Origin of the sequence: Vibrio toranzoniae, assembly GCF_024347655.1 — a bacterium.
In the GTDB taxonomy this organism is placed as follows: Bacteria; Pseudomonadota; Gammaproteobacteria; order Enterobacterales; family Vibrionaceae; genus Vibrio; species Vibrio toranzoniae.
In genome coordinates, this window is the sequence record NZ_AP025515.1 from 614,225 (window position 1) to 629,955 (window position 15,731).

A 15,731-nucleotide genomic window follows, 5' to 3' on the forward strand; every position below is an offset into this window, starting at 1 on the left:
ATTCATAAATTCATGTTGATAAAGTCCGTTTAGCTTTATCACATACTGACAAGGTACATTCCATGCGTTCATTTGTATTACGCGCTCGCGCAGCCCCTACAGAGAGCAAACTTATCTTAGAAGGTGTTGGGCAAGATGCTCATACTGAGATTCTGGCTCATACCCTGATGAACACGATCTTCGTTGCTCAATCTCACCGTGAGAATGTCACCGTGCACCTTGTATTAGAAAGTACTAAAGACTTTTCACGTACGATTACATTTGATTCAAACGAGATCACCAACATTGGCGGCTTCCATGAGTCTGCATTGTTATCAGCGGTAGTAAGAGCGGTTGACGCTTCTCAAGGTATGACAAAAGAACAGGCGCGTCAGGTTGAGCCGGGCATCACTGTTCGTACTATGAGTTTTGAAAAGCTGGTTAAAGAGCTAGCTGAAGACCACCAGCTGTACATGATGGATAAAAAAGGCGATTTTATCCGTGATGCGAATATTGCTGAAAACCCATGTTTTCTTCTGACTGACCATATCCCTATGCCGAAGAAAAGCTACAACAGCTTGAAGCGTTTAGGGACTGAGAAAATCAGCTTAGGTCCAAACATGCTGTTTGCTTCTCAGTGTGTTGTGTTGATCAACAATGAGCTTGATGTGAGAGACTTCTGATTCAACCCAATAGCCGTTGAAATAAAAATGGAGCGATCATCGCTCCATTTACTCCTTTGTTCAGCTAACATCCGCACTAAAAACGAGCTTCAACTGTCATCCCTTCAACCCAATACTCTTCTGGCGGTGCTGTAATAAAGTCCAATACGACTTTCAAGTACGTTGACCTAAGACAACATTTCATAATCTGTAAATCACTTTGCTTTGGCTAACTGCTACGCTGCTTCCGCTTTCACTACCGGTTGATAGCGCCCTGGTTTATGGTTCATCGCCAGGATCAAGTTAGTGACTATCGCCCCCAGTACAGATAGTAGTACCAGTGACACATCAACGATAAACAATGAGAGTACGACAATCGTGCAATCTAGTGCCATCTGAACTTTGCCCGCACGAATCCCAAAACGTTCTTGTAAGAACAACGCCAGAATGTTGAAACCACCTAAGCTCATCTTATGACGAAAGATCACCAACATGCCGGTGCCAATTAAACCACCTCCTAATAATGCTGCATACAATACATGAATCTCAGAAATCTGAATCACGTGGTACAAGTAATCCACCGCGAACGAAACAATCGAAACGGCAATAAAGGTACTGATGGTGAAACGCCAGCCCATACGAGCAACCGACAAAATATAAAAAGGTAAGTTAAGCGCGAAGAACACTTGACCAAAACTTAGGTCTGTTACTTTGGTAATGAAGATAGCTAGACCAGCCGTGCCTCCAGTGAGCAAACCGACTTGGTTGAAAAATATAACGCCGAGTGAAACCAGTGCACTACCTAAGATCAGTGCCAGTAAGTTTTCGCGAAGGTTGTGATCTTTATCCATATGATGACTCTCCCTGAATCTTTTAACATCGCGTTTCAGTCATGTTGAAACGATTTGCGTCCAAATTTACGATATTTAACAGATAAGTCGAGTTAGAGACCAATGTTACTTAATGATTACTTTGTATATTAGTTTTTACATCATTGTTAAACACTCAAATAAAGCAATAAGTTACATTGAAAAATCTATGTATTCATTCTAAGTTACAAGGTTCAATCGTTTAACAAACGACCTTCAAGTTTCTCTACTTATTAGTCATGTTTATATCAACGCTAACAAAGCATAAATTCACACATAAACTTCACTGAATAATAAGACTATTCCTGCTATTTTACTTTATAGTATCCGCTCACTTCTTTAAAACTAATCCGCAGGCTTATGGAATACCTAGATCAGACCGCCCTTATTGCGATGGCACTCATTTTTGTCGGCTCGTTTGTACAAACAGCAATCGGCTTTGGCTTAGCTATTGTGGCTGCCCCGTTGTTGTTTTTGGTTTCGCCTGACTATGTACCCGCGCCTATCTGTCTCGTCGGCCTGTTCATTTCTATATTCAATGCGTTTAAGCACCGAGCAAACATTTCTATTGGCGGATTAAAAATCGCACTGCTTGGCCGTATTCCGGGCTCTATAGCTGGCGGGGCTTTGTTGGTGATGGTTTCAACGAGCGTTCTGTCTCTGTGGTTAGGCTTATTGGTGGTATTTGCGGTGATTGTCAGCTTACTGCCGTTTAGATTAGAGCCGACCCCTGCCAAGATGGGCATCGCGGGATTCTTCTCAGGATTCTTTGGCACTAGCTCAGGCATTGGTGGTCCACCAATGGCGTTGCTACTTCAACACCAAGATGCCAATCAACTTCGTGGTAACCTTTCTGCATTTTTCGTGTTTAGTTCTATCATTTCATTGCTGGTACAGATCCCAATTGGCTTCTTCACGATGCACCATTTGATCATCACAATCCCGTTGCTTCCTGCAGCTTGGTTGGGTTATAAAGTGGCGTTAATGACCACGCAAAGCATTCCTAAAGAGAAGATACGTATCGGTTCTTTATTGCTATGTTCTATCAGCGGCTTTACTGCCATTTGGCAAGGCTTAGCTGGCTAGCTCGAAGCAGAAACATCGACAAAGAAACAAACACACAGCTCCAATACCGAACGATTAAAAGGACGCTCTATGACATACGACGAGTTCAATGCATTTTGTGAATCAAAAGCTGCCACCAGCTATGTGATGCAGTGGAATAACTCTCACGTTTGGAAAGTGGGAGGTAAGGTGTTTGCGATTGGAGGTTGGGGCCCGAACGATGAGCCTGCATTTATCTTCAAAACGTCCGACCAAAACTTCGACTTTTTGAAAGAAGAGCCCGGTTATAAACCTGCGCCCTACTTTGCTTCGCGTGGTATGAAATGGATTCAGTTGTTTGAAAGCACACCAGAAAGAGATGAGGAGCTGAGATACTACCTCACTGAATCACACCGAATTGTCTCTTTAGGCCTAACCAAAAAGAAACAAGCAGAACTCGGTCTCAATCAATAAAGAGACTGCCAGCTTGTAATCGGTTATCTAACACTATGTTAGCGCTTTAAAATTCAGAAAGATCCTAGAAATTTGAGCGGATCTTAAAAGCTTAAGTCGCTCTTAAAAACTTAGGCAGTAAAGGTTCTATTTTTTGCGTTGGTACCAGTGGCACCAATAGGTAGATTAAACCCGCAAAAGCGATAGATGCAACCAAGTCTTCAGGACGATGCATACCAAGCCAAACACGACTATAAGCAACGCCACCAGCCCAAACCAGCAAACCACCCACTAGGTAAAAGCGCTTCGCTTCCAAGAACAAACCACCAAAGAACGCTAAACACACACCAACGAAAATCATGTGTCCTGAAGGGAAAGAATAGTCTGTTTCGCCAAGCCAATGACGTGCTCGCCACTCGCTGACCCTATCTTGCACAGACTCTATTGCCGCGTTTTTTTCTGCCGATGGTAACTCATAAAACAGCTCTGGCATTTCAACCACTTCCTGTGTAACCAAATACTCAGAATAAGGACGCGGGCTCTCTGTTGAATGCTTTAAGAAAGTCTTCGCTGCAAAGCTAAGCACCAATAAAATGCCTAACTGCAGATAAAGGCTGACTAGCTTAGCTTTGGAAAATTTCATCGTGAGCAAAACTAAAGACAAAACAGCGAGCGTTACCAAGAATCCTTGATTACCTGCTGAATACGTCACGAACGTCATGAAGGCACCATAGAAAGGCAAAACCGCACTTCCAAGATCGAAATCAGATCCAAAGATCAAAAAGGGTACTAGGGAATACAAACTTAGAACGAGCAGTAATAAGCCTTTGGATTTGTTAGAGAACAGAGAAGTCATGAATAAAATCTTTTGGATAAGGTGGTCGGATGCTATCGCAGCTTAGCATCGCCAATATCAATTTTATGTCAATGATAATCGCCAGACAGCCATTGATATTCACAGTTGGATTAGAGTAATTAGAAACATCACAACGCTACGTTAAACCGAGTTATGTCATATTCCGTCGATTAAGTAAGCACTTATCAAGTTCATAGGGCTGAATCTAAAAAACTTTGCTGCCAGTCCTTTAAATCCATTATTGAAAGGATTAACATCTGGTCTGCTGTCAAAGCAAAACAAATTATTAATTTTTATTCTCAGGGCGGGGCGAAATTCCCCACCGGCGGTATGTCCTTAGCAAAATCTAAAGATAAGCCCGCGAGCGCTCGATTCGTCGAGGTCAGCAGATCTGGTGAGATGCCAGAGCCGACGGTTATAGTCCGGATGAGAGAGAATGAAAGCACACTCGTTTAAGTTGGAAAGGCGCATCTATTTGTTGAGTTGATGCCTCCAACTCAGACGAGTGCATTTCGTTTTGGATAAACCATAATGAGCTAATGCCAATCGTATTTGGATTGGTATAAGTCTACTTGTAATGAGTTGGCTTTGTTATGCTCGTCGGTTGAGATCCCTCATACAGCCCTGATTCTGGTGATATTTTAGGAGTTTAACCATGAATCAGTCTTCACTACTTGCCGAATTTGGCGAACCAATCACTCGAGTTGAAAACGCACTGCAAGCCCTACGCGAAGGTCGTGGCGTACTTTTACTTGACGATGAAGATCGCGAGAACGAAGGCGACATCATCTACTCAGTAGAACACTTAACCAATGCTCAAATGGCACTTATGATCCGCGAATGCAGCGGCATCGTGTGCCTGTGTCTAACTGACGAGCAAGCAAACCAACTTGAACTTCCACCTATGGTTGTAGATAACAACAGTGCAAACCAAACTGCGTTTACGGTGACTATCGAAGCAAAAGTGGGGGTAACAACCGGAGTTTCAGCCGCTGACCGCGTAACAACGATCAAAACAGCTGCTAACCCAACAGCTAAGCCTACTGACCTAGCTCGCCCTGGCCACGTATTCCCACTGCGCGCTCGCAAAGGTGGTGTACTTGCTCGCCGCGGCCATACAGAAGGTACTGTGGACCTAATGCAAATGGCTGGTCTTCAATCAGCAGGCGTACTGTGTGAAGTAACCAACCCAGACGGCACAATGGCAAAAGCGCCAGAGATCGTTGCTTTCGGTAAACTGCACAACATGCCAGTACTGACCATTGAAGATATGGTGATGTACCGCACTGAGTTCGATCTTAAGCTTGCATAACGTTTAGCCCTCAATGCTAAACACTTAGCATTGAGGGCTAAACACTTAGCATTTAAGCTAATACACTGCGAAATGAACATTGAAAGGCCTCACTCTTACTGCTTTTTATAATTAAAAGCATATAAGGGGTGAGGCCTTTTTAATTTCTGCTGCTTGAAACGAGCCAGAAATAGATCGCCAAAGTGCCTCTAGTTATCAAAACCTTCCCAGCCTAATCACTAGAAAAGCGTAACCTCTCAAAAAATCCTGCAAAATATGAGAAACATTCACTCGAATGGTGAAGCCATGCACCATGATTGATCATCCATAATCAGACTAAAAGCATAACCCAATGAAATATAACACTTATTTATTTTGGCACGGTGTCTGCACTACCACTAAGTAGGTATACAAATATTAGGAGTTGAATATGTTTGTAGTTATTTCAGTGGGTTTATCCCTATTAGTACTTGCAGCCCTGTTTCATTTCTCAAGGAAGAGACAAACAGCGCTATCACACAGGTTTGAAACCTTAGTTCTGCTTAGAGAGTTATTGTTGTTATCACGCAAACACCGCGCGGCAACGCATTACGCTCTGGCGCATAAACTGTCTAGCGACTCGATTCGCAAAGTGAACGAGATTTACGACAACATACTTGAGGTATCTGAACTGCTTCAATCTCATGTGTCATTTGATAGCCGTCCTATGTACCGCATTTATCACCTCAAACTCATCGCCATGCACAGTGACTGGCAAAACCGAACCTTGGTACGTAACCAATCGATTCATGGCAAAACGATACGTCACAGCATGTTCTTGATGGATGAAGTGATGATCATTTGGCTGATTCAGTCTGAACGCGAAGACATGAGCCGTGAGTACCACATGAATTGGCAACAGATCTTGGATTGCATGGAGATCTTGACCAAGTTACGAATGTGCATACCTGATATGGAAAAGCCTGAAGAGTATGCGAGATTCAAATTCTATGCTTCTCAGACACACCGTAAACTCAACCAATTATCAATGATTTGCCCTATTAGCAGCGGTTCACCGGTTTGCACACGAGCGATGCATGCACTTACAGAGATCGCATCGAGCAACGAAGCGACCCAACCGGCAGATAGCATGTACGAATTAACCAGTGATATCTCTAGCGTCGTGTCGCAAGTCTACGACCAAGTATTATCCGACATTACGAGAAGCTTGTATCAGCCTTTACCAGACATCAACGAAAAGGTGATAAATACTCGATTATCCGTACATCATTACATGTAAAGACTTCGTGAGAGGAGAGCGTGCTGGAACTCTGAATTATTGAGTTCAAATCCGATATCACCATTGATATCGGATTTTTGTATTTATGGGCTTCAAAATTTCTATCGCTATGTATCATTGCCTATGAAGTTTCAAACATCCCCAGATTTGATATCGTTAGCCCAAGCTTGTGCTGCAAAATCAATGAACTGGCGAACAACTGGAAGCTGATAACTGCGAGACAGATACACCGCCCAAAGCACGCTGCTTGGCGAAACAAAATCACCCAATATGCGTATCAGTTTGCCATTCGCAATCAGTGGGTTGGCTAAGTCACAAGGTAAACGAACTACCCCTTTCCCGTGCTGTGCCGCGCGAGTTAGCACTCCAACATCGTTGGCCTTGATGGTGCCAGACACCTCAACCGAATAGTGCTGATTATCCTTAACGAAATCCCACTTCGAGACATTCAGATGACGAAAGCAATTGTGTTGTCGAAGCGCTTCGACCGTTTCAGGTTCACCATGTTGGTCCAAGTAGGCTTGCGAGGCGCACACCACTGAATCAATTACCATTAGCTTTCGTGCAATCAAACTATCGTCAGGTTGGTCCGTATAGCGAAGTGCAATATCTATCCTTTCATCCACCAGCTGAGTAAAACGGTCTGAAGCAAACAATTCGACCGTGATATTAGGGTGGCGCTCAGTGAACTGTTCAACCACATCCAGCAGCATGTATTGAGTCAAACCAATGGGTGCAGCAATTCGAATGGTTCCTGAAAGATCATCGGTTTGATTGAGTGAAGTAACTTCTAGCTCAGCGGTTTCATGGAGGATTTTCTCACAGCGCTGTAAGGCGATTTCCCCTGCCGCCGTTAAGCTCACCTTTCGAGTCGTCCTATGTAATAGCCTCTGCTTCAACCACCCTTCTATCTCTTGAACATGACGCGAAACCTGCAACCGACTCATATCCAAATGCTCAGCTGCTTGAGTGAAGCTGGCACAATTCGCAACTTCGACAAAGCTACGCATTGCCGTCAACCTATCCATCACGCTCTCCTTGAACTGTTTAGCTGCTAATCGAATCTTATTAGATCAATATATAGATACAATCTACATCATTTTGCGATATTTATCGCAATCTAGTGAGCTATTAGACTGCAATGGCTGTCGAGAAAACGACTCAATAAATTAGATAATTGGAGAGACATTATGAAAATTGCAGTATTAGGCGCATCAGGTTGGATTGGTAGTCACATCGCTCAAGAGGCTCAATCTCGTGGTCACGACGTAGTTGCAGTTGTAAGAGATGCAAGCCGCGTAGAAAACAATGACATTGAAGTTCGTTCATTTGATTTACAAGACGAAACTGCAAATCTAGCAAACGCACTAGCCGGCGTTGATGCAGTCATTACTTCGATTGGCGGACGTGCTCTGGGTAATCACGACATCGTAAAAAACACTGCGACTAAATTGCTGGCAACATTACCGAGCATCGGTATCGAGCGCTTACTTTGGGTTGGCGGTGCCGGCTCATTAGAAGTGGCGCCAAACGTACCGCTAGTGACCGTTCCGGACTTCCCTGCGGATTACAAAAATGAAGCGCTAGCACAGGGTGAAGCTCTTGAAGTGTTCAAGCAATCGAACAGCGAAGTTAACTGGACTTTTGTTAGCCCTGCAGCAGAAATATTCCCGGGCGAGAAACTATCAACCTACCGTACTGGTGGCGACCAACTACTCACCGACGAAGATGGCAACAGCAAAATTTCAGTGAGCGATTACGCTATCGCGATGATTGATGAGCTCGAAGCTGGCAAGTTCCCACGTCAGCGTATTGGTGTCGCTTACTAGTCAACTCATATATAAAAACTAAAAAAAGCCGCTTGTTCAAAACAGTGCGGCTTTCTCATCTTTATATTGAGCATTCCTTTAATCCAATGGCAGGTGACCTGTTTTCACTAGGATGACGGTTTCTTCTTCCACATAAGGGAAATGCTCGCTCATATGCGGGCTGCGCATCCATGTGTGTTTTGGATACTCGCCATGTTCATCTTTAAAGGAGCCAGACAACACAAAGATCTCTTCACCACCAAAGTGACGATGCGGCTGAAAACGTTCGCCAACGGGCCATTTCACCAAGGCAACATTTTCGTGTTCAAAACCATGCAGTGGCATCACTTGTAAACCACCAATACCCGGAAGCCATTCCGTTTCTAAAGTATTGATACGAACTTGAGTTAAGTCTCTCGCATCAAACTGGTTGAGCTTCACCAAGATCGTGCAGCCATTTTTGCTTGATGGAGAATGCGCACTGCCCGGGGGATTACGGATATAAGTGCCGGCAGGGAAATCTCCAGTTTCATCAGAGAACACGCCATCTAATACGAAGATCTCTTCGCCTTGTGGGTGTGGGTGCTCAGAAAACGAAGATTCAGGATCGTACTTCACCACACTGGTTGTGTGACCTGATTCTTTCTCTTCTCTTTCAAGCGGCTTGCGCCAAACCCCTTTGGCATGGCTTGCAATCCAATCTAATGATTCGGTTTCAATAACCAGTCTCTTTGAAAAATCCATGTTGAACATAATGGCGACCTTACTCTTGTTATCGTTTTAATTATTCTTATTATCTTTCTAGCTTCTATTCTACGCGAATACTGAGCGAGAGGGGCTATTCTCAGCTAGTTGCCTATAAAGCTCTCTCATAAATATTAAAGTCTAGTCTTAATTAGTTGCAGCAAACACGCTTAGCTCACTGGTGTTTGTTCAAAGCGACCTTTTACGAAATCAATGAAGGTTCGAATTCGGCTTGGTTGATAGCGGTCTCGATGGTAGATCGCTGAAAAGTCGACCTTAGGCACCACCCATTCTTCAAACACTTGCAGCAATTGCCCGTCGTTCAGTTCTTGTAAGCAATAGATGGTTGGAACACGAATAATTCCGTTGCCCGACTTCGCGCCCTGCACCAACACTCGCCCATTTTTACATTGCAGCCTGCCCGTCACATGCACATCGACTGTTTTCTTGGTGTCGTCTAGCGCTTGAAAGCTCCACTTGCGAACAGAGCCTGTTAAGCAGTCATGGTGGATGAGATCTTTAGGGTGATTTGGCTTCCCTTTACGAGCGAAATACTCAGGGCTCGCGAGTGTTCCCATCTCGATGTCCAAAAGCTTTCTGGCGATAAAGCCCGCGTCTTCTAAGCTTCCCATGCGAAAAGCGATATCGAAAGCATCTTCAATCAAATCCACTCGGTTACTGCTGAAATCAAGGCTAATGCTGATGTCTGGGTAGAGCTGCATGAACTCATTGACCAGATCCGCGATGATCACCTCACCAAGATAACCGCCGACACAGTTTACTTTTATGTCGCCACGTACTTCTTCGACATCATCAACCGCAGCAATCAGCGCTTGGTCTATGTTATCGAGGGCTTGCTCACATCTCGCGTACAGATCTTGCCCCGCGTGAGTCAGCCTCAAGGTTCGAGTGGTGCGGATAAACAGTGTCACACCCATCTGCTTTTCTAGGCTACTCACTTGGCGTGATACGTGGGAACGAGACACATCCAACTCCTCAGCCGCTTTGGTGAAATTACCTAAACGAGCGATCAGCACGAAGGAGCGAATATCAGACAGGTTAATTTGATTGAGCATAGTCGCCAGCTTACTAATGAAGTTATGAGATAGACGCTTTTATTGTTGCACCACAGCAACAGTGTTTCAAGTAAAGCGCTATATATCAACAATGCTCTTTTCCTTAATATACCTCCATCGCAACGAAGCAAGGCAACAAGCACTTGATTCGAATGCACTTAAACAATACGTCGTAGCCAACCGACGCAATAAAAGTACAGAGGAAATAAAATGAAAAAACTAATCGTAATTACAGGTGCAAGCTCTGGTATTGGTGAAGCAATCGCTCGTCGTCTAAGCGATGAAGGTCACCCTCTTCTACTTTTAGCTCGTCGTGTTGACCGCCTTGAAGCTCTGAACCTACCAAACTCTCTATCAGTAAAAGTAGACGTAACAGACAAAGCGTCTTTTGATGCAGCAATCGCACAAGGTGAAGAGAAATTTGGCCCTGTAGACGCGCTTATCAACAACGCTGGTGCAATGCTTCTTGGTCAAATCGATACGCAAGACGCTCAAGAGTGGAAGACAATGTTCGATGTGAACGTGATTGGTCTTCTGAACGGCATGCAGTCTGTACTTGCTCCGATGATGGAACGTAACACAGGTACTATCATCAACATCAGCTCTATCGCGGGTAAGAAAACATTCCCAAGCCACGCAGCTTACTGTGGTACTAAGTTCGCGGTACACGCTATTTCTGAAAACGTTCGTGAAGAAGTGGCGGCGTCAAATGTTCGTGTTACGACTATCGCACCGGGTGCTGTAGAAACAGAACTTCTGTACCACACTACATCTCAAGAGATCAAAGACGGTTACGATTCTTGGAAAGAAGACATGGGTGGCGTATTGGCAGCTGACGATATCGCTCGCGCTGTATCATTCGCTTACCAACAACCACAGAACGTATGTATCCGTGAGATTGCTCTAGCACCAACTAAGCAACAGCCATAGAAGTTAATTATCACGCATATATTTGTGATGCATAAATAGAAAGCGCCACTACTTATTCAATAGTGGCGCTTTTGTTTTTATTGAGTCTAGCTACAAGCAGTAACCGTAATTAAAACTCAACGCGATAAACTGATGTGCTACCACTTACTTCGTTGCCAATCGCAATAAAGTGGTTACCAGAGCGAGTAAAATACTTGATTGACTCTGGGCCTAGGTCACCCGCTTTCGAGTTGTAAGTATCGTTGTCGCAATCACCGTCTTCATCAACTTTAGTGCACACTGGTTGTGTAAAGTCTCGGTTGTTCAAGTAGCTGATGAAACTTGCAGTTTTAGGCTGTGTTACGTCGTAAACCATGATGCCACCTTGGCGTTCAAGACCAATAAAGGCATAGTGCTTACCGTTAATCTCAGCCACTTCGATAGCTTCAGGCTCAACCCCTTTATCATCACTGCGATCGTCACCACTTTGGTTGTTATCATTGGTGCTGTTGAAGTTTGCAGGATCTTGATCAAGAACGATCCGAGCGAAATCATCGCCGCTATCAAACACTAATTCGCCAGACTCATCCCAGATAGAGAAAGAACGGCTACCGAATGCTTGAACTTTTTGGTCAGCAGCAAGTGTTCCTTGTGGCTTAATCACTTTAAGACGAGCAAGTTGCTTATTGTCTTTGAGTGCTCCAGCCAATGGGTGGTTCGCGTCAACGTCTAGCTTCTTGCCACGCACTTCATCGACATAAGCGATACAAAAGTCTTTTTCTGTGGTGTAGTTTTCGGTGCCTTGATAATCGTCACCGTCCCACTCAAAACCTTTCTCATCACACATTTTTTGCGTGGTCTTGATGCCATATTCACGACCATCACCTTCGTTTGCAGTCACGATGTAGGTGTTGCCCTCAACACTGTAGCTAGTGATGCTATCTGGCATGTAGAGACCTTCTAACATTGCGTAGCTTTGTAGGTTACCTATGTTTTTGTCTTTATTTGACGCATCCAACTGAGCAGTATCCCAAGGCTTTCCACCTAATCCCAGAATCGCATCCACTTGTGCACTCACCACGTCAATCGCTGCTAATGCATTGTTCTCTTGCAGGGCTACATAGAGTTTTCCGTTATCAGCAAACGTTAGGTATTCCGGCTCTAGATCTTGGGCAACGGTTGCATTCGGAGTTGAGATTCGAACCTTTTCGGTCAATTCTGCGTGGCGTGGCTGACCTAGGTTGAATGCCTTGAAATCAATTTGAGTCACTTTCGCTTGCAAAGGACCGTTGGTTAAATCAACCAGTGTCACTGAGCCTTCAGGATCAATGCTGTAATCCGCATTCGGCTCACCTTCGTTTGCAGATGCAATGTAACGACCGTCCTTAGAAAAGCTCACCATGTCCGGTAATGCACCAGCCGTATAAGTAGTGAGCAGCTCTAACGTGTCTGAACGATAAAGTGCAATGATGCCGTTTTGTTGCTTGTCGGCGTTTTCAATTGCGACCGCAACTAAGCCTTGATGAGTCGATACACTATTTGCAGCACCGATATTAATGCCAGAAGCCGCAGCTGCTGATTGAAGATCAATATAGCCCTCAGATGTTGGTTCGCTAGCCGAGTTCATTGATAAAACATCGACTTTCTGCGCTTGAGCGTTAACCACATAAAGCTTATCGGTACATGAATCGTAGCTGACGATTTCGGCTGCAGAAGTATCAAACGGAGCGTCAGTAATAGAACGGCCAACCAAAGTAAGTCCAGTTACCGCAGCACCGCTCGCGATTGGTTGTTGGATGGATTGGCATTGAAGGCTAAAAGCATCAACTGACGCTGGAGATGGCGTAGCAGTCGTTGGTGATGTTGACGTTGATTGAGAACACCCTACTAGAGCAGAACTTACCGCGATAGGCAGTAATAATGTCAGCTTATTAAATTTACGATTCATATATCCTCCATGATTTGAATCGAGATCATAGAGGGCTGTTATGACACTTATCTTTCTCTTTTATTAACAATAGGTGACGACAATCGGTGTCTTTTATCCATAACAACAGTGAGTTGAAGTAAGAATTTCATTAACAAGGATGCAAAAAAAACGCCCAAGCTGGCTGGTGCTTGAGCGCTCTGAATCATCTAACAAAGGTTAATTAAAAGTTGTAACCACCGCCAATCATGAATGCCCATGGGTCGATATCAACATCTGTGGAGTATTGTGTGGTAATTCCACCGACTGTTTGCTTGTACTTAGCGGTTGTACCAATATCTGCATACCAAACCGATGCGTTTAGAAACCAATCTTCATTGATCATGTAATCAATGCCGATGTTAGCCGCTAAGCCCCAAGAATCATCAAGAGATAGGTCACTCAAGCCTGCACTTTTACCCGTACTATTCAAACTTTCATCAAAAAATACAGTGTAGTTGATACCTGCACCTACGTAAGGGCGAAAATCACTGTTCGCTTCACCGAAGTAGTATTGAACCATAAACATTGGCGGTAGCTGTTTAGTGTCGGCAACTTTACCTAAACCATTGACGGAGATATTGTGTGAGAATGGACTCGCTGCTAATACTTCAAAACTAAGGTTATCAGTAAACATGTAGCCGAAAGTTAAACCAAGCTGAGTATCTGAATCAACTGAAAACTCTAGGTCTGAATTGTCAAGAACAGCGCCACTGCTGTCATTTGGAGATACTGTTGCTGCACCAGCACGGATGATGAAATCACCTTCTTTATGAGCAAGAACATTGGTTGACAAAAGAGCCGCAATAACCGCAATACCACATACTGTTTTTTTCATTATTATTTCCTTTTTAGGGCTTAATTCTTTATTGGTGAATGAGTAATCATTTCTTATTTTGCGTGCAAGGTAGCATAGAGTAACCCTACTTTATTGATGGAAATCAATTTGTGAAAGGTTATGGTTATTTGTGTAAATTTATATCGACTCGATCACTTTATTTCCTCATTTTATTGACAGTTTTGTAATGCATATTTTCCGTGCGTCACTCCTTTAAACACTACACCTTAGCTTTACTTCGATCTATTTGCGCCAAAACAGAGCAAGCCAACATCTCACACGCATCAATTTGGTGCAGCACCACACCGTTAACTCAAACCTTGATTAATATTCAATGAGTTACATTTGGCTTAGTGCTTGCAAGTGTATGTTCATAATCATAAATACATTGAGGTTCTCACCATGCAAGACACTCTAACAATCGTTCTGGCCGGCGGTGTTGGTTCTCGACTTTCTCCCCTCACCGATAACCGCGCAAAACCTGCGGTACCGTTTGGTGGCAAATATCGAATCATCGATTTCACGCTCGCGAACTGCCTGCATTCTGGGCTCCGCCAAATTCTGGTGCTCACTCAGTACAAGTCTCACTCTTTGCAAAAACACTTACGTGATGGTTGGTCGGTACTAAACCCTGAGCTCGGCGAATACATCACCAATGTTCCCCCACAAATGCGAACAGGTGATAGCTGGTATAGCGGCACGGCCGATGCTATTTATCAAAACTTGTATTTGCTGTCTCGCAGTGAAGCCAAGCATGTGGTGGTGTTATCTGGCGATCATATCTATCGCATGGATTACGCCCCAATGCTCAAGCAACACAAAACGAACGAGGCCGACTTAACCGTGGCGTGCATGGAAGTTTCGATTGATGAAGCCAAAGAGTTTGGTGTGATGGAGATAGACGAATCTCTCGAGATCAATAACTTTACCGAAAAGCCACGTTACCCAGCATGTGTACCCGGTAGGCCGACTCGAAGCATGGCTTCAATGGGTATTTACGTCTTTGATAAAGAGGTGCTAACACAAGCACTACTGGCTGATGCTGAAGACCCGAGTTCAAGCCACGATTTTGGTAAAGACATCATTCCTAAGTTAGTTGGAAATAACAGTGTTTACGCCTATAAGTTTGGAGATACAGAAGGCCGAGTCACTCAAGACGCCTATTGGAGAGATGTTGGAACCCTAGACTCCTATTACCAAGCCAATATGGACTTGCTAAAACCAATTTCCCCTATCGATTTATATCAACCTGATTGGGCAATCCGTACCTACGAACCGCAGCTACCACCAGCGCGAACCATCGCTTCTGTAGAAGGGAACCAAGGGATATTTATCAACTCGATGATAGCGAACGGGGTTGTAATTGAAGGCGGATCTGCGCAAAACTCTATCTTCTTTCCTAAGGTCAAAGTCAGTAATGCCGCAATTGTGATTGATAGTATTCTGTTTGAAGATGTTGAAATAGGAAAAAACTGCCACATTCAAAACTGCATCATCGATAAGAACGTTAAGGTGCCTGATGATACTCAAATAGGCATTAATAGCAGGGACGATGCCGAGCGATTTCATATTTCAAAACTAGGTGTAATCGTAGTGCCATCGTCTTACAAATTCAGTTAATAACACCTATGATGAAACTAGGTTTCTCAATCTAAAGGCAGCTCTGAGTTGCCTTATTTTATGTCTAACTTGACGGCTCACTAGCCCTTGTGGAATGAAAAGATGAGTGCCGTCCATCACATAATAGTCAGCGGTGATTTGTAGATTTATCACTAGAATATATATTTGGATTGATGCTTTATTTGGGTGATAAAAACTAAGCAAGGAAGGTACGTTAGAGCAATGCATCAAGAGTGAAGTATTTTTGAACATGTCTTTAAAACACGAAACATAATATGCGTTCAGTTAATCGGACTTTCAAGGGAGCAAGGATAGATTATTTGATAACACTGAAGTC

15 protein-coding genes and 1 riboswitch are annotated in these 15,731 nt (G+C 43.9%); of the genes, 8 read left to right on the forward strand and 7 right to left on the reverse strand.

Annotated elements, in window-relative coordinates; all coding sequences use genetic code 11:
• The first annotated feature begins 62 nt into the window (after nt 1–62).
• Nucleotides 63–662, forward strand: a complete 600-nt coding sequence (gene trmY, locus OCU50_RS17160; RefSeq protein WP_060468937.1) for a tRNA (pseudouridine(54)-N(1))-methyltransferase TrmY — start codon at nt 63–65, stop codon at nt 660–662.
• Between the two features lie 215 nt (nt 663–877).
• Here trmY and OCU50_RS17165 read toward each other — a convergent pair whose 3' ends face one another.
• Complete coding sequence (locus OCU50_RS17165; protein ID WP_060468938.1) at nt 878–1,492, reverse strand: DUF6198 family protein; 615 nt, start codon at nt 1,490–1,492, stop codon at nt 878–880.
• A gap of 378 nt (nt 1,493–1,870) precedes the next feature.
• Between OCU50_RS17165 and OCU50_RS17170 the strand changes: the two genes are divergently transcribed.
• Nucleotides 1,871–2,596, forward strand: coding sequence for a sulfite exporter TauE/SafE family protein (locus OCU50_RS17170; protein WP_167346770.1), 726 nt, complete (start codon nt 1,871–1,873; stop codon nt 2,594–2,596).
• A gap of 69 nt (nt 2,597–2,665) precedes the next feature.
• Nucleotides 2,666–3,028: an MmcQ/YjbR family DNA-binding protein gene (locus OCU50_RS17175; RefSeq protein ID WP_060468940.1), complete on the forward strand. Its 363-nt coding sequence runs from the start codon at nt 2,666–2,668 to the stop codon at nt 3,026–3,028.
• 91 nt (nt 3,029–3,119) lie between these two features.
• Here OCU50_RS17175 and OCU50_RS17180 read toward each other — a convergent pair whose 3' ends face one another.
• A complete protein-coding gene (locus OCU50_RS17180; RefSeq protein ID WP_060468941.1) occupies nt 3,120–3,863 on the reverse strand; it encodes a phosphatase PAP2 family protein in 744 nt (247 codons plus the stop codon).
• Nucleotides 3,864–4,154: 291 nt separating this feature from the next.
• Nucleotides 4,155–4,305: riboswitch (FMN riboswitch) on the forward strand.
• A gap of 213 nt (nt 4,306–4,518) precedes the next feature.
• Here OCU50_RS17180 and ribB point away from each other — a divergent pair.
• Together ribB and OCU50_RS17190 are read left to right on the forward strand one after the other, a co-directional pair.
• Nucleotides 4,519–5,175: a 3,4-dihydroxy-2-butanone-4-phosphate synthase gene (gene ribB, locus OCU50_RS17185; protein WP_017054827.1), complete on the forward strand. Its 657-nt coding sequence runs from the start codon at nt 4,519–4,521 to the stop codon at nt 5,173–5,175.
• A gap of 409 nt (nt 5,176–5,584) precedes the next feature.
• Nucleotides 5,585–6,433 carry a hypothetical protein gene (locus tag OCU50_RS17190; protein ID WP_060468942.1) on the forward strand — a complete coding sequence of 283 codons (849 nt, stop codon included), beginning with the start codon at nt 5,585–5,587 and terminating at the stop codon, nt 6,431–6,433.
• A 131-nt stretch (nt 6,434–6,564) separates the two neighbouring features.
• On the opposite strand, the gene OCU50_RS17195 is transcribed toward OCU50_RS17190, so the two are convergent.
• Nucleotides 6,565–7,461, reverse strand: a complete 897-nt coding sequence (locus tag OCU50_RS17195) for a LysR family transcriptional regulator (protein WP_060468943.1) — start codon at nt 7,459–7,461, stop codon at nt 6,565–6,567.
• Nucleotides 7,462–7,623: 162 nt separating this feature from the next.
• Here OCU50_RS17195 and OCU50_RS17200 point away from each other — a divergent pair, with 162 nt between their 5' ends.
• Nucleotides 7,624–8,262 carry an NAD(P)-dependent oxidoreductase gene (locus OCU50_RS17200; protein WP_060468944.1) on the forward strand — a complete coding sequence of 213 codons (639 nt, stop codon included), beginning with the start codon at nt 7,624–7,626 and terminating at the stop codon, nt 8,260–8,262.
• Between the two features lie 78 nt (nt 8,263–8,340).
• On the opposite strand, the gene OCU50_RS17205 is transcribed toward OCU50_RS17200, so the two are convergent.
• Entirely contained in the window at nt 8,341–8,994 is a 654-nt protein-coding gene (locus tag OCU50_RS17205) for a cupin domain-containing protein (protein WP_060468945.1), read from the reverse strand.
• A gap of 161 nt (nt 8,995–9,155) precedes the next feature.
• Nucleotides 9,156–10,061, reverse strand: coding sequence for a LysR family transcriptional regulator (locus tag OCU50_RS17210; RefSeq protein ID WP_060468946.1), 906 nt, complete (start codon nt 10,059–10,061; stop codon nt 9,156–9,158).
• A 210-nt stretch (nt 10,062–10,271) separates the two neighbouring features.
• On the opposite strand from OCU50_RS17210, the gene OCU50_RS17215 reads away from it, so the two are divergent.
• A complete protein-coding gene (locus OCU50_RS17215; RefSeq protein WP_060468947.1) occupies nt 10,272–10,991 on the forward strand; it encodes an SDR family oxidoreductase in 720 nt (239 codons plus the stop codon).
• Nucleotides 10,992–11,100: 109 nt separating this feature from the next.
• Here the strand turns inward: OCU50_RS17215 and OCU50_RS17220 are convergent, their stop codons facing one another.
• Both OCU50_RS17220 and ompW read right to left on the reverse strand, forming a co-directional pair.
• A complete protein-coding gene (locus OCU50_RS17220) occupies nt 11,101–12,918 on the reverse strand; it encodes a choice-of-anchor I family protein (protein ID WP_060468948.1) in 1,818 nt (605 codons plus the stop codon).
• A gap of 202 nt (nt 12,919–13,120) precedes the next feature.
• Entirely contained in the window at nt 13,121–13,774 is a 654-nt protein-coding gene (ompW, locus tag OCU50_RS17225; RefSeq protein ID WP_017054837.1) for an outer membrane protein OmpW, read from the reverse strand.
• A gap of 402 nt (nt 13,775–14,176) precedes the next feature.
• On the opposite strand from ompW, the gene glgC reads away from it, so the two are divergent.
• Complete coding sequence (glgC, locus tag OCU50_RS17230; RefSeq protein ID WP_060468949.1) at nt 14,177–15,394, forward strand: glucose-1-phosphate adenylyltransferase; 1,218 nt, start codon at nt 14,177–14,179, stop codon at nt 15,392–15,394.
• The last annotated feature ends 337 nt before the right edge of the window (nt 15,395–15,731 follow it).